Here is a 21,488-nt window from a genome sequence, read left to right on the forward strand (position 1 = left end):
TAGATGAGTACAACCAGCGAAGACCACATGAATCTTTGAATAATCTCACGCCACATGAGTGGACTACGCAACTTCAGGATATGAAAAAAATCCAAATAATCACTGTCACCTAAATGGGGTACTTACACTGTCTCTTTATATTGATTTATGATCTAATAGGTGGTTGCCATAAGTGACCTAAGGATTACCAACAGCGTCTATTGCCTATAGAACTATAGCTAAACCGTAAAGAAATAGGAGAATAGAAATTATTTTAATGATAATCCACAAGCAACCGCTCATTCCGCTTCCGATATATGCCCTATAAGAATCAGGCGATGATCTTCTTGCATAGAATTGTTTCCGACTCGCAAAAATAAAAGCCAGGAAACAAATCAACATAATTAAACCTCCAGCCCAGTATTGACTAATCATGGCAATAATAGTTTGGTGATGTAGATGTCCATTGAAATTAGCACTATATTTCTGAAACTTTGGAATGAAGCGAACTTTTTTCTAAAGTCATTTTCTGAATACCTATCAGTAATTTTTTACTACCTAATAGCAAATATACACTTCGGATGTCTTTGGAGGGAGATATTTGTATCATTCGCACAAACCATTACTCCTGCAATTGTTCGTCATTGATGGCAATAGCATGGAAAGTAAATTAATCCGCCACGGGTCTTTATTCTCGGGCATTGGCGGCTTTGATCTGGCTGCCAACTGGTGCGGCTGGGAGACAGCGTTTCATTGTGAAGTAGATGACTTCTGCAGGAAGGTGCTTCACTATTACTGGCCTCACGCTGTTGCTATCGGCAATATCGCAGATCATGACTGGAAGAAGTGGAGAGGCAAAGTCGATATCCTCTCGGGAGGTTGGCCCTGCCAGAAGTATTCAGTGGCAGGAAGTAGAATTGGATCTGAACCGCTCAAGGAGGTCCTGCTGGACGTTGTGGATGCAATCCGGCCGGCATGGGCGGTGCTTGAAAACGTTTTTGGCTTTATTACTGGAAAATTTGCCCAGGAACACGATCTGCTCTGCCAGCGACTGGAAGCCATGGGCTACGAAGTCCAGACGCTTTGTATTGATGCTGCAAGCTGTGGTGTACCAACGATGGAACGGCACGTCTGGATTGTTGCAGCGGCCACTGGCCAGCGACGTACACGGCGCTCTCAGCAATCGATACCGGACCTCACCGGAGCACCGTTCCTATTTCAAAGAGGTGATCCGGGAATGTTCGACAGATGGACGTTACCCGAAAATAGAGTTTGTGACCTGGGTGAAGGGATTCCCGATGGACTGGACATTGAAACCATTCAGGCGAAAGCCTGGCATACCCAAAGCTTAAAGGCCATAGGCAACGCGATTGTCCCTCAGATTGCCTATTACCTGTTTTCTGCAATAAATGAAACCATAAAGAAAAAATAGCTGGGATACAACATTCATCATTCAAGACTTCAGCATAAGCCTGCACCGAAACGTTTCCTTTTAAGGGACCTGAAAGCTTTAGGAATTGATCGCGCTGATATAATGGAACAGGCCACAAACTGATGACACTAATCCTTACCGCCGGCCCGAAAGACGGTCAATACGTCAAGCCGAAGAAGGAGATTGCAATAAAGCCCAACAAGAACAGGCAACAGAGGCCACGTCTTTAGATCACTCCTTAGTGCGCTCTGGTACTACAATTTCCGCTCCCATTATTTTATACGGGTAAATGTCTTGCCAATGGAAGAAAAGGATATCCACGATTTATTGAAATATCTTGCTGACCATGGATTTCAGGGCAAGGACCTGGAAGCAGCATTGATTGCAAGGATAAGATCAGGCCTTCCGGAATTCAGCATCGATCACCGGATCAATTTCAATTATCAGAAAGAATTGACGGTCAGTTACCGGCTCAACTTTAAAATGAACCACCAGGTCGGTGCGTACCTTTTTGATCGTAATCAGGCCAGCTGTATTACACCGCCTAAAATAGAAAATGAGCAATATGACGCGATTAACACCATTGAATTAGATTGGCAGATGTCCCAAGTCCACTGGGAACTTTACTTCAAAGGAGGCACAGTTACCGGCGCCGATAACCAAGGAATGGCCCAGCAATGTATTGAAAAGATCAACCTGCTGCTGCGAAGTAACGAGAACGATCAAATTGGTTTTGCCAGGATGATGATGTTTAAACACTGGCCAAAAGAGCAACTAGGCTCCGACTGGGTCAGCAGCTACAATGCCAGGTTTCAGCGGGAGCGGGACTTTTCCAACGAGGTGCATGCAAATCTTGCCTATCATCTTTTGACTGGTCAGCTGGATGCCCTATACGAGAAAGTCGTGGATACGGGCATGGACATGGTTTCCAGATATGATCTATATAATGCGCTTTCCGACCATCTGGAATCCAACTCCGATTCTTTCTCACTACACGCGGACTTTTTTCAGCAGGACTGCCAGGGCTCTGTCCAATTATTTATATTCAATTCCGGGAACGCCTACGAAGTCGGGCGGCAGAGCATCTCGCTGACAAGACACCCGGCAATTGATCATAAAGTCATTAATGGCATAGATACCGCTGCGTTGGAAACGGAAATGGCTGCTGTTAATTGGAAAAACGATCACGAACTTTTTATTTTCAGGGAAGATGATGTTCCTGACTTTAAGCCGAAAGCAGAAGCCATTTTCAAACAGATGAACTCCATTAAAGATGATCCCGATGGTCAAAAGATCTATGACCTGTTATCTTTAAGATATTGGGCCGATTCAACCTTTTTTGAAAATTTTATTTGTGAGCGGGCTTGGGATTTTTCAGCTTCCCTTCCGAAGCATGAGATGGATTTGCCACCAGGAATGGAAATCAGGCTAGGCATAAACCTCCTCGCAGGCAGGCCAATAATGGCCCATCTAGTAGATAAAAGCAAAGGAGCTTCCGATCTTTGGGTGAAACTCGACAACAATAGACCACCAGACGATCCGCACGTGTATTTTACGGGTGTTACTAAGGACGAGGTGGGCGCATTGGTATTTTCCCTCCCGCTTATGCCCGATCTGGAAAGAGGCATCATTACAGATCTTATATCAGGAGAACGGGTAAAGACTCAACATAAAAACGGCCGCCCTTTACTTATCGAAGCGGATCCACAGAACAAAACACTGAAGATATTCTCCGTTGATGGAAGACTTATTCCGGTCAATATCCATTTCGATCCGGACTGGCAGCCACCGTCCTATTTGGTAGAGCATAGTAAAAAAGAGCGTGATCATTTGTCCGCGGGTGCGATGAAAAAGAAGCCTGACACCAGTAGCAACCTACGCCTCTGACAAATTATCTTGCCATTTTCTGTCATCATTAATTTGCATTCCAGCCTCTCCAACTAGTCCCGAAACTTTAATGCGCTGCCAGAAAAGCAGCTGCTGGAACCGGCGATCCGGCTCAGGAAAGCGCTTTCGGCACAAATTTCATTAGGTCTGGGTGACCCGGCAAGATGTAGGAATGTATACATTCCATCTTGCCCTCCGCTTCGTTCCCGGGCGGAGGGGGAAATGGCCTTCGGAGTCGGCCATTTTGTCACCCTGCTCATCAAACAGTATCTGGGTATATGGAAAGGGTGAAAAAGAGAAAAGGTCTGCAGCTTCCGCATGTTATTCCCATCCGGATAAGCGAGGAAAAATACCGGGAGCTTTCCGGTTTATTACAGCAAAGCCATTGCCGTTCTATGAGTGAGCTGCTCCGGAAAATTATTGATAATCGTAAGATTATCGTTGGGAATGTGGACCAGGGTAACCGGTTAATGCTGGAAGAGCTGGCGCTGATAAGAAAGGAAGTCCTGGCCATTGGTGTCAATATTAATCAGGCAACCCGCCGTGTGAATTCGGAAAGACTGCCGGCAGATCGCCTCGGCCATGCACTTGAGATCGTCCGTTTATTTCAGCAGGCGGATGAGCGGATAAGCCGGTTGTTTACCCTGATGGCTAAACTTTCGGAACGATGGTAGCTAAGATCGTCTGTGGCAAAAGCATTCGGAAGGCGCTGTACTATAATGAGCATAAAGTGGGATTGGGTGATGCCGTACTGCTACACTCCGGCGGGTACCTGCAGGACACAGCCACAATTTCCTTCAAGCAGAAGCTACAACGCTTTACGGATCTTACCCGGCTCAACGAACGGACAAAGACCAATGCCGTACATATCTCGCTCAACTTTTCGCCGGCAGATATGCTCGATGCTGATAGGCTGCGGAGTATTGCTGATGAGTATCTGCAGCTTATTGGTTGGGGAGAGCAGCCGTTCCTGTTATATCAACACATGGATGCCGGGCATCCGCATGTCCATATCGTCACCACCAATATCAACCGTTACGGAGAGCGTATCGAAACCCATAACATCGGTAGGATCCAATCGGAACGGGCCCGCAAACATATCGAGGAAAGCTTCGGCCTGGTGAAGGCCGAAGACCAGAAGAAAGAGCCGTATACATCCCTACAGCCTATAGATATCAACCAGGTCAGTTATGGGAAGCAGCCGACCAAAGCAGCGATTTCCAGGGTGGTCCGCGAGGTGGTGGCCACCTATAAGTTCTCGTCATTCCAGGAGTTCAATGCGCTGCTCTCCCAGTTCAATGTGTATGCCGACCGGGGAAAAGAGAATAGCCTGATGTACCGTAACGGAGGAATACAGTACCGCCTTCTGGATGATCATGGTAGTATTGCCGGCGTCCCGATAAAGGCCAGCAGCATCTTTACCAGCCCAACCCTGGTTAACCTGGAAAAGCTATATCCGGGCTATAAAATGGAGCGAAAGCCATACGGCGAACGGATAAAGCACCTGGTGTCAAAAGCGTTGATTACCGCCACTACCATGGAATCACTGCAGCAACAGCTCAGGGAAAAAGGCATTCGGCTATTGTTATACAGGAACACCGAAGGAAAAGTCTACGGCATGTCCCTCATCGACAACGCCACCCGGTGTATTTTCAAAGCGTCCGACCTCGGAAAGGATTTCAGCGCTGCGAAGGTGATGGAAAAGCTGGAAAGCTTTGGCGGTACTGATCAAAATACAGCGGACAACCAGCCACCAAAATTTACCAAAGAGCAAGCCCCCACTCAGTTTCCGGCCCAAGCAGCCGCTGTATTCTTTTCGCTTTGGGATGACCTTACCAGCGACGAGCATACGGAAAGCAGCACCGGCACTTTACGAAGAAAAAGGAAAATCCTAGGCTTATAGTAGCCTGTGGAAACAATGATCACAACTAAAGAGGGGCTTATGAATACAGGAGAGAACGCCGAGGCGCTCAGAAAGATCACGGACCTGGTCCGAAAATCCAGCATTGTTATCCTGGGCCTGCATTTCTATTATTACTGCTATCAGGCATTTATCATCTGGGGGTTTACGTATAAGATAACGGAGCAGGTCCTGGCAGGTATTGCCGGTACCGGATTATTCCGAAATTTCTTTATTTCTAAGTTTTTCTCATTGGGCCTGCTGGTTGTATCGCTGGTGGGCATCATGGGGAAAAAGAATGAAAAGCTGACGGTACCCGCCGCCCTGCGGCCACTGATCATCGGCCTTGTCGTATTTGGTCTTAGCCATATATTGCTTAAACTGGATGCTTCTGTCCAGGTGCTGGCCGGTTTATATATGATCATAACCAGCCTGGGATTCCTGCTCATCCTTCATGGCGGGACCTTGCTGACACGGCTCCTGAAAGACAAACTGCAAGGAGACATCTTCAATAAGCTACAGGAAACCTTCCCGCAGGAAGAGCGGCTACTGGAAAATGAATACAGTATCAACCTGCCGGCGAAATACAATTTCAAGGGAAAAGTTCACAACAGTTATATTAATCTGATCAACCCCTTCCGGGGGTCCCTTCTGTGCGGGACCCCCGGATCCGGGCGAAGAAAATAGAGAGAAATAAGGAAAGAGCTACTTCGTGGTGCGCCACGTCATCACGCAACATATCCAGAAGGGTTTCTCGATGTTCGTGTACGATTTCAAGTTCCCGGACCTATCGCTGATCGCCTACAATACATTCCTTAAAAACAAACACGCCTATAAGAAAGTACCGAAGTTCTATACCATAAACTTCGACGATCTCTCGCGCTCGCACCGCTGCAATCCGCTGGATCCTGCAAGCATGACCGATATCACGGATGCCACGGAGAGCTCCCGGACGATCATGCTGGGGCTCAACAGGGAATGGATCCGTAAGGCGGGCGATTTTTTTGTGGAATCACCCATAAATTTTCTCACGGGCATAATCTGGTTTTTAAAGAAGTATAAGTCTGGCAGGTACTGCACGCTGCCGCATTGCATCGAGCTGATGCAGATGCCCTATGACCAGCTTTTCCCTGTGCTACGTACCGAGCCTGAGATCGAGGTACTGATCAATCCTTTCGTTCTCGCCTATATCAACGGCGCCATGGAGCAGCTGGAGGGTCAGATAGCCAGTGCAAAGATAACGCTGGCAAGGCTTTCAAGCCCACAGTTGTACTATGTGATCTCCGGCAATGAGTTCGCGTTGGATATTAATAATCCTGACGACCCGAAGATACTCTGCATGGGCAACAACCCGCAGAAGCTCCAGGTATACGGGCCGGTGCTTTCACTGTTTGTTACCAGGATGCTTAAGCTGGTCAATCAGAAAGGAAAGCTCAAATCCAGCCTGGTTATCGATGAGCTGCCCACTATTTATATCGGCGGCCAATCGGGTGTCGAAGCTACCATAGCATCTGCGAGATCCAATCTGGTCAGCACTTTTCTGGCAGTACAGGACATCAGCCAGCTCAAGAAGGATTATGGTAAGGAGATTGCCGATGTAATCTTCGGAATCGTCGGCAATATTATATCTGGGCAGGTAGGTGGTGATACTGCGAAAGCCCTATCTGAAAGGTTTGGCCGCATCATGCAGCAACGTGAGAGCTATTCCATCAACAGTTCCGAGACATCAGTCAGCAAATCGACGCAGCTGGAAGCGGCGATCCCCGCTTCGACCATCTCCTCCCTGAGCTCAGGAGAATTCGTGGGAAGCGTCGCTGATAATCCCGACATGAAGATAGTACTTAAGAATTTTCATTGCGAGATTCAAAATGATCATGCAGCTATTGCAGCTGAAGAAAAGAGCTACATACCGGTCCCCAAGGTTCGGGACATAACGCAGGCGGAGATCGATGCCAATTACGCAGCCATTAAGGGAGATGTTGTCCAGCTCATCGAGGATGTGATGGAGCATATTTACAATACGCCGGAGCTGACACATCTGCTGATTGCACGGGAATAGAATCCTGTCAATTTTAGAACTATTCGATCGGTAAATGACAGGATGTTTGCCTGATAATTTATCTAGGTTCGTCAACCGTTAGGGAAGAGAAGCCAAAGCTTGCAGTCACTTTTCCGTGGATGCGACAAATGCCTCACTTTTTAAACGGATAGCGCTGATATACGACTGGAAAATGTACAGTTCCCTAAAGATCTCCTTTACTATCCAGGAACGTCCCGAAATCCAACGGTTCCCCTTTCTGGCTTTTTTGGGTGGTTTGAAGCACAGAAAAGCGCCGTCTTGTTTTTGCAAAACAGCCTTTGGAGATGGCGAGGGTGCGTTTGCTCAGGTGCAAAGCTGGTCTTTGACGCCCGCGCTTATTTTCCTACAACTTTAGTCTGTTTGTAGCTCCTTGTGTTCCGGCATTTCTGGATTTGGTTTCCACCGGTTTCCCGCCGATCCGGTAGGTAAAATACAGCCTGAGCTGACGGGACTCTTTCTTACTATCAATGTTGAATGTCAGTATCTCATTCAGATTGTTGGCTCTCCATTTCTGTGTATTGGCCACATCCACCAGCGCGACTTTAATGTTCCCTTTTTTCTTGAGAATGTCCTTTTGTATGCCGATATCAAAGGCGCCTGCAGATAAGTTCTTCCACGTACCATCAATTTTGGGTGAAGCATACCACCCATTAATTTCCGCCCTGATAGTTTCGCTTATACGGAATGATTGCTGGAGATTGGTCTGAAAGAAGGCTCCATATTGCCGTACCTGGTTGTTTTCGCGGAAGCTTGCGTGGTAGCTGATATAGCCGCCTGAGATGTTACAGGTTAAAGTCCAGAAGGGGAGGATGTCAAATGAACCGTTAATATTGAGGTTGACAGCCTGTTGTTTGGGTAGATTGATGTGCGTGAGGAATGCTTTGTTTCGTTGTACCGTATCCATAAATTCAATGATCAGATTACTGGTTGTAGTATATCCCAGTCCTACGCTCAGATGTTGGTTAAGAATATAGCCCAGTTCAATATTGTTGACATATTGTGGCTTAAGAAAGGGATTGCCTCTTTCAGAAATGAGTTCATCAACTTTTTCTTCGAAAGGGTTCATGTTATGATAGGCCGGTCGGTCAATGCGGCGGTTATAGGCCAGCGTTAAAATATTCTCATCTGTAACATTGTAGGTGAATGTGAAATTGGGAAATAATTGAAAATAGTTGTAGGTATTGGCGTTGTTTTCCCGGTGTGCTGTGCTGGCGTAGTCCAGTTCCGTGTTGGTAAGTTCTCCGCGTATGCCTGCAATAACATTTACCTTTTTGCCGATGTTGAAATTATAATTGATGTAACCGGCGTATATAGACTCGTTGTATTTCACATTCGTTGACGAGGAATCTGTTTTCTGACCGGCCATTTGATTGGTAGTGTGAAATGCGCTGTTACTTTTTACCATGTTCCATTGTGCCCCGCCCTCCAGTTTTCCGTTTTTCATATTGCCGCTATAATCAATTTTAGCGCTGTAAATATCAACCGTCATCGGGGCATCGCTTTTGAAGAAATACGAGGCTAATGGCTGGTTGTTATTGGTGACGTATTTGTTTGTAAGTTGACTGTTGCTGCTCGCGTTATACTTCCCATAGCTAATGTCTCCTGAAATGTTATGACCATCTGAAATTCTCTGGGTGATATTTAGGTTGTAAAGAAAATTTTTCCGGTTGTATGTCTGGTCGCTTGCTGACAGCAGTAAGCTGTCTGGTGTATTGTGACCGCCTGATCCGATATCCGTTTCACTGAGGAGGTTATACCGCCCGTTACCCAGGTTTCCCTGGAATGCAGTTCCTAGGTTGGTTTTGGGGGTTATCTGATAATTCAGCGATGCCTGGATATTCTGATATGTTTTTTTGTCTGTGCCATCGGCTTGCTGTTGGAAGGATTGGTTCGCCTGGTATCTGTCGAACTTTTGACGATCGAAATACTTTCCGCTGTTTATATTGTAGCTGCCTGAAAACTGAAGCTTGTTTTTTGCGAAGCTGACGGCTGCAGATTGATTGCTTTTGGGTGTTTGCCCAATGTTGACACCTGTGGTTAGCGCAGCATTCCATCCTTCTTTTTTTCCTCTTTTTAAGGTGATGTTAATGATACCTGCCCCACCAGCCGCGTCGTATTTAGCGCTAGGGTTTTTGATGACGTCTATGGATTCAATATTGTCGCTGTTCATCCCTCTTAACAGTGTGGTAAGTTCCTGCTCTGAGAGATTGATCAATTTGTTGTTAATATAGATTTTTGCTTTTCCTTTCCCGTTGATGGACACCGCATCGTCCTTTCCTACAGAAACGCCTGGTGTGCGCTGAAGCAGCTCAATGATGTTCATACCCGTAGCGGTCGGGCTTTTGCTGACATTAAAGGTGATACGGTCTGGCTTTATTTCAATAACGCTGGGATCCGATGTTACACTTACTTCATTAAGTTGTTGTGCTTTGGGAATAAGCACAATGTTTATTTTTTGATGGATGTTTCTATAGAGTTGAATGGTGTCAGATATGTATGTCCCATATCCAAAGAAGGTAGCTTGCAGCAGATACCTTCCGTCTTTCAGATGTTGGAAAGTGAAGTTGCCTGTTGTGTCGCTGATACCATTATTGAGACTGTGCTCCTGGATATTGGTCAGTATGATGCTGGCGCCTGGAATGGGCTGCTGTGAAGGGTCTGATACTTTTCCACTGATCTTGTTTTCAAGGGTCTGTGAGAAGGATATATATGGGATAAGGAATATTAAACTTGATACTAAAGATGTTTTCATATCGTGAAATATAATTTTTGCGGGTTACAGAAACAGATTAAAAGTAAAGAATAATTCTGTTTAATAATTGTTTTTATCTAGGTTGAAAAAACCGCAACAAAAATCGTTGTTTATTTTTTTTCTTCGATTGTTTTAGTATATCTTTGAAAGGTGATCAAAAAGTAACCGAAGAAGAAGTAAGTTTGCCAGCTCTGTAAGTGTTCCCTTAATTTTTAAATTCTTAGACCCTTTTTATAATTGTTTTGTTAGTTCACAGGAAATAGCGACGCTGTTTCTGTACCCGTTTTCTTTCCTTTTCTTGTCCATCTGATTTGTTCCAACACATGGAAAAGAACGCTTTTTGTTAACTGTACACAATCGTACGGGCATGGACATTGTGTGCCTGGTTGGTTTGTTTGTAAAAGCATTTATATATGGTATTGACAGATGCAGAAATCTATAAGAGGATATCTGAAGAATCCCTCATTGTTAAGCTGAATGAAATTATTGCCTGTATTGAAAAGGATCCCTATTTGATCTTCGCTGGCGGCGCGTTTGGGCTATCGGAGAATAGCGCGCCTTGTGTGGCTGAATGCGAAACAGATATCCGGAAAATAATGTCGTTATGCCAGGACGACCGGATGGGGATGTATACTGTTTTCTTAATGGTTTATCTGTTGGTGCTTCGGCAGTCATTTGCAAATAAATCATTAATAGTAGGTGGATTTGTAAGGTCCGATAATGTGAAAGATGCGGCGCCGGAGAGGTTTTTTCACATTTATGATGATGCAGAAGATATTCAGATTTCAGTGCTGCTGAAGAGGCTTCTGGAAGATGTGGAGGAAGGGATGCATTATGCAGGGACAGCACTTGCTTCGGTGTTACCGAAATGCGATCGTCCTGATTTCGATGTTGAATCAATTCCGTTTAACATATTGTTGGATGTACCTGAAGAACAGCCGAGTAGAGAAAAAATCCAGCTGCGTATAGTCACGGACCCGCAGAGTCCCGGTAGCGCTAAGTTGATTTTTAGCGGCGGTTTCGCTGATCAGCGTATGTCTGCAGTTTATCTGGAGAGGATCCGATGTGGACTTGATTTTATAACTGACCTGCTGTACGCCCAGTCGGATGCGCCGGTCAGCGAGGTAGATTTGATGGGGACCACGGACAAGTCTCTAATTTCCCGATATCTTTATGAGAATAAGAGTGAGATTACGTTTGACTGGCTCGAAAGATTTGAAGCTATTGCAGCAACTGAGCAGGGAGAGCGCCCGGCCTTAGTAGGAGATGAGGGCTCTGTTTCATACAGGATGCTGAACCAGCGGGCAGAAAACCTGGCGGCCTTCCTTCAATCTTGCTATGGCATTTCTGAGGGCTCGCGGGTTGCTATTTTGCTGCCTAATAGTGCATTGGTAGTCACCTTGTTTGTGGCACTGCTAAAACTACGGGCGGTGTATGTTCCTGTAGATGCAAAATCCCCTGATCAGAGAATTGCATTTATACTGCGGGATTGTAAACCGGCATTGGTTTTATGTGCATCACAACCCGAAGTATTGCCTGGGGAATTTGCGGTGGTACGGGATGTGAAATTGGAGGAAGCGATGCTGACGGATGGATCAATCGAAGTGTCTGCGCGACGCCTGGACGATGATGCTTATATTATTTACACTTCCGGATCTACCGGTCATCCCAAGGGTGTTTTGTTAACCAGAGGTGGTCTTTCCAATCTCGGACAGGAGCTTAGCCACCAGTTGGAGATGTGCCCGGGAGACGTTGTGCTGCAGTTTTCTTCTGTATCGTTTGACGCTTCCATCCTTGAGTTCTCTGCAGCATTGCAAAGCGGCGCCGCTCTGGCAGTTCCGGACCGGTCGATGATATTGAATCCGAAGTTGTTGTTATCATTTCTGGAAAGGCACCATGTTTCGGTAGCGCTTTTTACTCCGGCGTATCTGTCTTTATTGAATGCACAGGATCTGGCTTTCATGCGTTGTGTTATTTCAGGGGGCGAGGCAGCGGATTCTAAATTCGCACATGAACTTTGTCGTGTAACACGTTTTTTTAATGCATATGGTCCTACCGAATGCTCGGTATGTATCACTATGCATGAACTAAAGCCCAATGATAGTGTTAAGAGCAGGATTCCGGTTGGTACTCCTCTAAAGAATGTTCAGCTTGCTTTGTTGGATGTTAACAACAGGCCTGTTCCTATTGGCGTGCCAGGAGAGTTATATGTGAGGGGAATCAGTGTTGCTCGGCAGTATCTTAACCAGCCGGAGCTGACGGCTGCCAAATTCGTCTCAAGAGATATTGGAGGCAGTAGCTTCTTTTTCCATACAGGAGATGTATTTCAATGGCTCCCTGACGGAACGCTGGATTTTCTCGGGAGAAGTGACGATCAGGTAAAGCGGCGTGGTTTTAGAATAGAGACCGGTGAAATAAGCGGATGCGCTTTACAGCTCGACGGAGTAGGACAAGCTTGTTGTCACTTGTACTGCGCTGCAGGAGCAGACCGGCTGGTATTGTTTTTCGTGTCTAAAACTGGTACAGAGCCAGCTGTTGTACTCCGCCATCTGCAGACATTTCTGCCTGACTTTATGATTCCTGATGAAATTATAAGGGTCGGCGAAGTTCCCTTAACCATACAAGGAAAAATCGACTACAGGAAGTTACAATCCTATATTCCGGAAGTAGAATATCAGTGCCATGAAACCGTGTTGATGTCTGATACGGAAAAACGGATGTTCGAAATTTTCCGCACCATATTGGGACCGGTTAGGCCGGACCCGGAATTAAATTTTCTGGAACAAGGAGGGAACTCCCTTAGCGTAATGGTTTTGATCAACGCCATTTATAAAGACTTCGGCGCTACAGTGGCATTCGGGGAGATTTACAAAGGAGGAAGTATACGAGAACTTGCAAGGAAGGTAGAGACGGGGAAACATGGCAATGCAATAAGACCGGTTTCCCGCAGGGATACCTATGCGCTTTCGCCCTCGCAGCTCAGAATCTGGTTGGCAAGTAACATGAAGAAAGGAATGCCGTCAAATAATATCGTTAATTGTCTGAAGCTGAAAGGCGCACTCAATATTGATGCACTGAATAGGGCTTTCTGGGAGACCATCGGATATTATGAAATCCTTCGAACTACCTATAATTTATTAGAAGGCATACCAGTACAAAAGATTCATGAGTTGAAGGAAGAATGGTCCCTGGACTATTTGAATCCCACTGGTATGGGTATGGATGATGCTGATTTGCTTGCACGTGTGCAGCTGGAATATGATACCGTTTTTAATCTGGAAGAAGACTTCCCGATAAGGGTAAAGGTAATGAGAACAACGGATGACGCTTTTGTGCTTTGCCTTACGCTGCATCATATAGCAACCGACGGATGGTCTATGTACCTGTTGATTGATATGGTGATTTTCTGCTATAATTCATATGTTGCAGGAAAAGCTGCAAATCTGCCGGCGTTGGAAATACAGTATAAGGATTTCGCTGTATGGAGAAATGACCTTCTGCAGCAGGGCTACTTTAATGAGATGAGGGAATACTGGACGGGAAAATTCAGACGGCCGCTGCTACCCCTCAATATTCTTCAGGTGGAGAAAGGCAACGGCAGCAGAACAGGATCCAGTAAAAGAATCGGTTTCTGCATTTCTGATGAGCTGCTTCAGGGAATCGATGCTGCCTGCGAACGTTGGGGGCTGTCACGTTACATGTTTTTTCTTGCCGGAGTAAGCGTACTTATTTTTAAGCGGTCTGCGTCCCCCGACATCATCATTGCAAGCCCTGAGGCAGGGAGAGTACATGCTGACTTGTACAGGCAGATGGGAGTTTTTATCAATACGATGATATTGCGGATAAACATACCAGGAAGCGGCGGCGTAGATGAATTATTCTCCCATGTCAGAGAGGAGGTACTGGCCTCGCTGACTCACAGAGAGTACCCCTTCGAGATGCTGGTAAACGATCTGCGATTGGCCGGTGTATCGGTATCGGATTTATCAAAGGTGGTTGTCACTTATCAAAATATTCCCGCTCAAGGTTTTAATGTCGGAGATTTTCATGGTTTGACGGCTGAAGTGCTGCCGCTTCCGTTGACTATGACGGCGAAGGCTGACCTGATGTTTACCTTTCAGGAAATGAATGGCTCAATGGAAGCCTGGCTGGAATATGGATGTGATGTCTTTTCCGGAGAGGATGCCGTATTGATCACTGACGAACTAATAAATGTTTTCCATCAGCTTATTAATAGCGTAAGCTTTAAAGCTAATACCCCCGGCGCCTTGCGTCATATTGATGATGAACTGGAGGAACAGGAGTTTTTGAAAGGAATGCATAACCTAAAAAAAATATCACAATAAAGTATGAGTGAAATTACTTGTTATATCGAAAATGGTTTCCCTGCCGTTATCAGTTTTGGACAGCCATTAAGTACAGCTGGATTTAATATATGGGTGAATGCGCATAAGGGGCTGTTGGATGAGTTATTGTTTGACGCCGGTGCAATATTATTCCGCGGTGTTACTATGAATTCTCTTGAAACCTTTAAGGAAGCGGTTGAAGGTATGATCGTCCCACGGTCTTTTTTGGAAAGTAATTCTACCCGAACCCAGTTTAATCCCGGGATATTGAATGCTTCTGAGTACGATCCTAAAAGGAAAATACATCTGCATACTGAGTTCTCCCATTCCTACCATTTTCCGGAAAAGCTGATTTTCGGTTGTATACAACCCGCCGACAGTGGCGGCGCTACACTGATTGCCGATAACCGGAAACTTACTTCGTTACTGGATAAGGAACTAGTGAGGTGTTTCGTGGAGAAAGGGATTACTTACAGGAGGAACCTGCATGGAGGAAGTGGGGTAGGCCCTTCATGGCAGGAGTGTTTTCAGACTGAAGATCGGGAAGTGGTAGCGGCATATTGTAAAAGCAATAATATGTCATTCAGTTGGACAAATAATGGAGGCTTATTATTAGTATATACCAATGAGGCATTGAGAAAACATCCGGTTTCTGGAGACTATGTCTGGTTTAATCATATTGATCAATTTCTGCTGTCTTTCCTTTATGAACCGGAGGTGTTTGAAGGAATGTTGCTATTGCACGGCAACGATGAAAATGCGCTGCCTATGCATGTCACATATGGGGATGGAGGAGCTATCCCTGGGAAGTTTCTGAAGGATCTCCATGCTTTGTTTGAGAAAATTGAGGTGCCGATACAGTGGAATCAGGGTGAAATTTTACTGATCGATAATCTGTTGACGCTTCACGGCAGGTCGGCCTACGAAGGGAACCGGAAAGTGCTCGTCTCTATGTCATAAAATAACTGTTTACATGATGGATATGAACGGTCTTACTGATCTTAGATCAGTATGCGGGAATGCTTTTCCCATAACGATAAAGTTTGATGAGACCCTCACGGTATACAAATTTGTGAAATGGTATGTCCGTAACAGAGAGGAAATCGATGCAATGCTCCTTGACAAAGGAGCACTACTACTTAAAAATATTGAGATACGGGAGCGTGCCGATTTTAATGCCATTGTTTCCGGGATAGGAGAAAAGCCTATGGCTTATATGGATGGTACCACACCAAGAACAAACCTTGGCGAAAATGTATACACTTCTACGGAATACGACGCTAATCAGATAATCCATCTGCACAATGAGTTGTCATATTCTGCTCAATGGCCTTCCCGCATTATGTTCTGTTGTCTTATGGCTGCAGAAAGCGGAGGTGCTACCACTATTGCGGATTCCCGACGCTTTCTGAAGGAGGTTGATCCTGTTCTGCTCGATGCTTTGAGAGCAAAAGGATTGAGGTATGTGCGGATTTTGTCGGATGGCTTGCAGGGCGGGCAGTCATGGCAAAAAGCATTTCAGTGCTCCGACAGGGCGACCGCGGAGAGTTATTGCCGGGAGGCAGGTATGGAATACCATTGGTATCCAGATGGTAGCCTTCGGATCACCCATTCTCATCCTGGTATTATCAGGCATCCGCAGACCGGAGAGGAGGTATGGTTTAATCAGATGGACCAGTTCCATCCTCTGCATCTGGGCCGGGAAATATACGAGATGCTTTTGTTAATGTATGGCGGTACTGAGAGGCTGCCCCTGTATGTGACTTTTGGAGACGGCAGTGAGATCAGGGAGGAGTGGATTCAGAATGTTATGGATACCGGGCAGCGAATAGCGGTGAATAATAGCTGGCAGGCGGGCGACCTGCTGTTGTTGGATAACGTACTCACCTGCCACGGGAGGCAACCCTATTGCGGTGAGCGGAAAATCCTTGTTTCAATGTTTTAACTAAATCGATGTTATGGCTGGTATGGCTGTTTTATTTAAGACCGATGGTATTGTCACCGCGGCAGATACAGATGTGGTGTCTGACATGCTTGATAGTATTGCCCACCGCGGTAATACTAACCGGTCTGTCGAAGTGTTTCATGAGTTGGTGGCAGGTGTGGGACGGAGGAAGGGAGAGAATAAAGATTCTCCGGACAACTGGGCATACTGCAGAAGCGGTGAACTTGCTGTTGCCTTTACCGGAAGAATATATAACAAACCGGAGTTGCTTGGGATGGTGAAGGAAAACAGGCAGGAAGCTAATATGGGTACAGCAGCTCTTATCCTGCGGTTGTATCAACAGGATGCAACTTCCTTTTTTAGGCACATTAATGGCGCCTTCTCAATTGTAATTTACGATAAGCCGGCAGGGGAAGTGAAGCTGGTGAGGGACCAGTTTGGCATTCTTCCCATGTTTATTTATAAAACAGGAATACATCTGGTTGCCTGCTCTGAAATAAAGGGGATTTTAAAGTTTCCGGGATACAGAAGGGCATTAAACAGGAAAGGATTGGACCACCTTCTCCATTTTCCGGGTATCATTCCGCCTGAGACTATGTTTCTGGATATATACGAGGTGCCCGCGGGGCAGATGGCAGTGTATAAAGAGGGAGATGTGTCGTTTCGGGCTTATTGGGATATGGAGTATCCGGAGGTAACGGGCAGTTATGACAGAAGAAATACTTCGGAACTGGAGGAGCACGCTTTAGCCATATTACGGGACGCAGTAAAATCCCGGATGTCTGATGCCGGTCAACAGGGGGTATATCTTAGCGGAGGCCTCGATTCTTCCCTGCTGGCCTGCCTATCGAAAGAGAGCATGGAAAGCGGGATACAAACATTCTCCATCGCGGAAACGGCGGGCGGCAATGATTTGTACTATCAGCATCTGCTGCGGGATTATTTAGGTGCGCATCATCACCAGCTCGATTTTACGCTCGACCTAAATAACTTATACCACCAGCTAAAAGAAGTTATTTGTGATATCGAAAGACCTCAAAAGGATATTACAGCGATTTTCCGGAAACAGCTTGCCAGATTTACCAGGTCACACGGTATTGAGGCGGTAATATCAGGAGACGGAGCAGATGAACTATTTGGAGGGCATATTGGTTACGTGCTGGACAGTGCTGGAAATAGAAGCATGTCAGACGGGAAAACATACCTTGAAAGACTATTGGAAGAACAATTGCATAATAAAATCTGGGGTGATCCTCACTTTATCTATGAAAGGCCGTTGTCTGAGTTTGCAGACCTGCGTAAAGCATTTTACCAGCATTCAAATACCGATACGGATGCAATACCTAACTGCCTTGATAACGTATTGCTCAATACGGATAATATCCGAAACAGGCATGTGTTTAACCAACGATCATATGTAGACATTAAAATAAGATTGGGTGGGCATCTGCTGACAAGCCATTGCGATCGTGTGAATTATTCGGAAGGCCTTGAAACCCGTTTGCCGTTTCTTGATATCAGGCTGGCTGAATTTGTCCGGGGGCTACCGCCAGAAGTAAAGAACAGTTATCTGGGAGAAAAAACGTTTCTCAGGAAGGTGGCTCGCAAGGTGGTGCCGGCAGCAATCGTTGACAGGAAGAAGTTTGAAGTCACGAAAGGAAGATCTGCAATGGCTCTTGGAAACACAGAATGGTTCAATGACCTGCTTTCGTATGACTATATAAAACAGCGGGGGATTTTTAACCCCGCTCTGGTAGAGCAGCTCAAAAAGAGGTTGTTGAGTAATGAGGTGGATGTAGGATCTGCTTATGAAGACAATCTGCTTTTGTTAATACTATCCTGTAACATCTTTCTTGAAGAGTTCAAAATAAATTGATTTATATATGAAATTTATTCCCGAGTTATTCCGCGAGAGGGTAATGCGTCATCCGGACAAGGTGGCTATAAAAGAAGAATCTCTTGAGATCACCTATAATGAATTAGAGCAGCTTAGTAACAGGCTTGTTTCACTGGTCAAACAGGAGATAGATAATCCATTTACGAGCATGCTGGTGGTAATGCCTTCTTCTATAAGGTGTATAGCATCAATGCTGGCTGCTTTTAAGGCAGGTACTATTTATGTTCCTGTTTCCCTGTCTTTTACAGATTCAAGGATGGAGGCGATTCTGTCGTCTAATTTTGACGGCTTGTTGATAACACATGAAGAAGATGTCAAAGCCGTTGACCAGTTGCTGCAAAAGTTTGGCGTCTCTGCCCGAATGCTAATTACGGTGACAAAAGAAAACAAGCTATGGGTAAAAAAGGCTGGCGAGCAGGCCGCTACGCTGGCAGAAGGTGTATTGCCGGGGCACCAGGGTCAGGAGGTGCATATAGATGGTGGGGAGGCTTGTTATGGTTTTTATACAAGCGGGTCTACAGGCGCCGGTAACTGTGTGATCGGCATGCATAAAAGCATCGCTCATTTCGTAAAATGGGAGATAAGCCATTTCGATCTGGGGCCGGAGTCTATTATCGCTCAAATCGCAGCCATAACGTTTGACGCATCACTCAAGGATATACTTGTTTCACTATGTGCCGGCGCACTATTATGTATTCCGGATCCAGCCACTAAAATAAATGCTGCGTTGTTACTGGAGTGGATAAAAAGCAACCGGGTGAATGTTATTCAGTGTGTGCCTTCGATAATGAGGAATTTGCTGAACATATGCCGGGCATATCCGGCGGAATCATACCTATCCGGGGTTGAGCTGGTAGTGTTAGCCGGGGAAATGCTGTATAACATAGATGTATTAAATATCAAAAAGGAAATCAGTGCCGGCGCGAAGATTGCAAATATGTACGGTGCTACCGAGAGTACTGTTCTGAAATCCTGCCACCTGATAGATTTGTCTGCCGAAACGATTGATAGTACAGGTATCGTTCACGTTGGAAGGCCGATATCGGACACATTTTTGGCGGTCGTCTCCGGGAACAGCCTCTGTAAGATAGGAGAGATCGGTGAAATATATATTAAGACCCCTTTTCTTACCAAAGGTTATCTCAATAACCCTGCATTAATGGAAGAGCGATTCGTGCAGAATCCACTGGTCAGTGAGGAAAGAGATATTGTGTACAAAACCGGAGACTATGGCCGCTATTTGGCTGGCCGCAATTTGGAGGTGCTGGGACGGTTGGATAGTGAAGTGAAGCTGAACGGGATCCGTGTAGATCTTAGCTATATAGAATCTGAGATCCTTAAGCTGGAAGAGGTGTACGAATGCGTTGTGAAGCTGGAGGGTCCGGAACTGCAACCGGAACTTGTTTGTTATTACAGTGGTACGGTGATGCCGGGGAGTGTGATGATGTCGAAACTACAATCTGTTTTGGCGCAGGAGTTTGTTCCCCGGTTGTTTATTCACTTCAAAGAAATGCCGCATAATCTGAACGGAAAAATTGACCGTAAAGCCCTGCAGGAGCAATATGAACGGCATAAGACCGCGAATGAGGGCGCAGAAGAAGCCTTTAATGATACTGAACTGGCATTGGCTACCATATGGAAGGAAATACTTCATATTAGTAAAGTAGGCCGGCAGCAATCGTTTTTTGAAATAGGGGGATCTTCCATTTCTGCTATACAACTCACTGCGCGGGTATACAAGCAGATGAGTGTCTTGCTGCAGCTGAACGATATCTTCCTTAACAGCACCATTGCCGGGATGGCTAGTCTGGTAGATAACACTGCGAAAACAGACTACGTTAAAATACCGGTTTCCCCGCGGCTGCAACACCATCGTCTTGCCCCTGTCCAAAGAAACATATGGCTGATGAGGCAGATAGAAGATGAAGCCATTAGCTATAATCTTCATGCGGCTTATGCCTTTGAAGGTGAAGTACGGTTCGATCTGCTGCAGGAAGCTATGATTTTGCTTGTCAGACGTCATGAGATATTACATACGGCGTTTTCGGTTGTGGCCGGAGAGCCTGTTCAGTATGTAGTCCCAGAAGATGGACCGGAAGTGCACATTCCCGTCATTACGCCTGCTGACGAGGCATCCGTAGAAGCAATATTAAAGTCGGAAGCCCACTATCAGTTTACACTAGACCAGTTACCGCTGATTCGTGTTGTACTTATCAGAAAGGGGCCTGTCGAGCATATCCTTTCGTTGGTGGCCAGTCATCTGATAGCGGATGGCTGGTCTATGGGAATAGTGATGCATGATTTCATTACCATATACGAGTCCCTTGTATTAAAACGCCCTGCTTCGTTGCCTCTTATGGAGTTACAATATATCGACTATTCAGAATGGTTAAACGACTTTATAACCACTGAAGCTTACAGACAAAAAATGGCCTATTGGAAGAAACAGCTCTCCGGCAGTAACCCGTTTGTAACCCTCAGAGAGGAGTTTGTGAGGCCTGCTGTTAAAACATACAATGGAGGTGAAGTGCTGATGGTATTGCCCCGGGAGCTGCAGGCATTGTTGCAGCAAATGAGCGGAAAGTCTAATGTCTCCATGTATATGTTGTTGCTAACCTGCTTTTTTGTACTGGTTCACCTGGAATCCGGTGAAGATGATATGGTGGTGGGCATTCCTAATGCCGGCAGGGGGCGTAAGGAGTTGGAGCCTATGGTGGGTTTTTTCCTGAACACGGTCCCTGTGAGGATAAGAGACATCCGCCGTCAATCGTTCCAGTCGCTGCTCCTACAGGTAAAGAATGCGCTGTTGGAAGCTGATAAACACCAGCAGGTGCCGTTTGATAATATTGTGACGGAACTGAATGTTAAACGTGACCCTGCCTTTAATGCTGTGTTTCAGTTGTTATTCGTGATGTTGAACATCCCGCAGGTCAACAACCTGGCTGTTACTTCTGTAAAGAACATCCGGAAGTTGGAAACTGAAACTACAATAGCGAGATTTGATATTACTGTATTTGTAGAAGAAATGGAGGAAGGTTCTTTGCAGTTAAAATTTGAATACAATACCGATCTCTATTCTCGCGATAATGTTAACCTGAAAATGCAGAAATATTTGTTGCTGTTGCGAATGCTGACAGAAGACGAGCAGATGCCAATCGGTCAGATAGCTATTGAGCGCTATTTGGGACTGTCTTCCCGGAAGGGAGAAATGACGGCTACTGAAAAGTTCTGATGGTATACGCTCCGTTTTGGTTTATTAATTCTGATAAA

General features: G+C 45.7%; 12 protein-coding genes. 11 read left to right on the forward strand and 1 reads right to left on the reverse strand.

The window, feature by feature from the left end:
• Window positions 1-637: 637 nt before the first annotated feature.
• The 6 genes from HGH92_RS29495 to HGH92_RS33965 all read left to right on the forward strand — a co-directional run bounded on the left by HGH92_RS29495 (window position 638) and on the right by HGH92_RS33965 (window position 7,257).
• Window positions 638-1,411, forward strand: a complete 774-nt coding sequence (locus HGH92_RS29495) for a DNA cytosine methyltransferase (RefSeq protein WP_168874447.1) — start codon at window positions 638-640, stop codon at window positions 1,409-1,411.
• 300 nt (window positions 1,412-1,711) lie between these two features.
• Window positions 1,712-3,298 (forward strand): hypothetical protein, encoded by a 1,587-nt coding sequence (locus HGH92_RS29500; protein ID WP_168874448.1) that lies wholly within the window; start codon window positions 1,712-1,714, stop codon window positions 3,296-3,298.
• Between the two features lie 278 nt (window positions 3,299-3,576).
• Window positions 3,577-3,972: a plasmid mobilization relaxosome protein MobC gene (locus HGH92_RS29505; protein ID WP_168874449.1), complete on the forward strand. Its 396-nt coding sequence runs from the start codon at window positions 3,577-3,579 to the stop codon at window positions 3,970-3,972.
• Entirely contained in the window at window positions 3,966-5,201 is a 1,236-nt protein-coding gene (locus HGH92_RS29510; protein WP_168874450.1) for a relaxase/mobilization nuclease domain-containing protein, read from the forward strand. The genes HGH92_RS29505 and HGH92_RS29510 overlap by 7 nt, the downstream gene beginning before the upstream one ends.
• A 39-nt stretch (window positions 5,202-5,240) precedes the next feature.
• A complete protein-coding gene (locus HGH92_RS33960) occupies window positions 5,241-5,885 on the forward strand; it encodes a YWFCY domain-containing protein (protein ID WP_247655088.1) in 645 nt (214 codons plus the stop codon).
• A 25-nt stretch (window positions 5,886-5,910) separates the two neighbouring features.
• The gene (locus HGH92_RS33965) at window positions 5,911-7,257 is read left to right on the forward strand and encodes a type IV secretory system conjugative DNA transfer family protein (protein WP_317166460.1); all 1,347 of its coding nucleotides are present in this window, start codon (window positions 5,911-5,913) and stop codon (window positions 7,255-7,257) included.
• A gap of 364 nt (window positions 7,258-7,621) precedes the next feature.
• Here HGH92_RS33965 and HGH92_RS29520 read toward each other — a convergent pair whose 3' ends face one another.
• Window positions 7,622-10,030, reverse strand: coding sequence for a TonB-dependent receptor domain-containing protein (locus HGH92_RS29520; protein WP_168874451.1), 2,409 nt, complete (start codon window positions 10,028-10,030; stop codon window positions 7,622-7,624).
• Between the two features lie 413 nt (window positions 10,031-10,443).
• On the opposite strand from HGH92_RS29520, the gene HGH92_RS29525 reads away from it, so the two are divergent.
• From HGH92_RS29525 to HGH92_RS29545, 5 genes are read left to right on the forward strand one after another with little or no spacing between them, the layout of a single operon-like run.
• Window positions 10,444-14,376 carry a non-ribosomal peptide synthetase gene (locus tag HGH92_RS29525; protein ID WP_168874452.1) on the forward strand — a complete coding sequence of 1,311 codons (3,933 nt, stop codon included), beginning with the start codon at window positions 10,444-10,446 and terminating at the stop codon, window positions 14,374-14,376.
• Between the two features lie 3 nt (window positions 14,377-14,379).
• A complete protein-coding gene (locus HGH92_RS29530) occupies window positions 14,380-15,336 on the forward strand; it encodes a TauD/TfdA family dioxygenase (protein WP_168874453.1) in 957 nt (318 codons plus the stop codon).
• A 13-nt stretch (window positions 15,337-15,349) separates the two neighbouring features.
• On the forward strand, window positions 15,350-16,321 hold the full coding sequence (locus tag HGH92_RS29535) for a TauD/TfdA family dioxygenase (protein ID WP_168874454.1): 972 nt from the start codon (window positions 15,350-15,352) through the stop codon (window positions 16,319-16,321).
• A gap of 13 nt (window positions 16,322-16,334) precedes the next feature.
• Window positions 16,335-18,197: an asparagine synthetase B family protein gene (locus tag HGH92_RS29540; RefSeq protein ID WP_168874455.1), complete on the forward strand. Its 1,863-nt coding sequence runs from the start codon at window positions 16,335-16,337 to the stop codon at window positions 18,195-18,197.
• Window positions 18,198-18,204: 7 nt separating this feature from the next.
• Window positions 18,205-21,450 (forward strand): condensation domain-containing protein, encoded by a 3,246-nt coding sequence (locus HGH92_RS29545; protein ID WP_168874456.1) that lies wholly within the window; start codon window positions 18,205-18,207, stop codon window positions 21,448-21,450.
• The last annotated feature ends 38 nt before the right edge of the window (window positions 21,451-21,488 follow it).

It is taken from the genome of Chitinophaga varians (assembly GCF_012641275.1).
Taxonomy (GTDB): Bacteria; Bacteroidota; Bacteroidia; order Chitinophagales; family Chitinophagaceae; genus Chitinophaga; species Chitinophaga varians_A.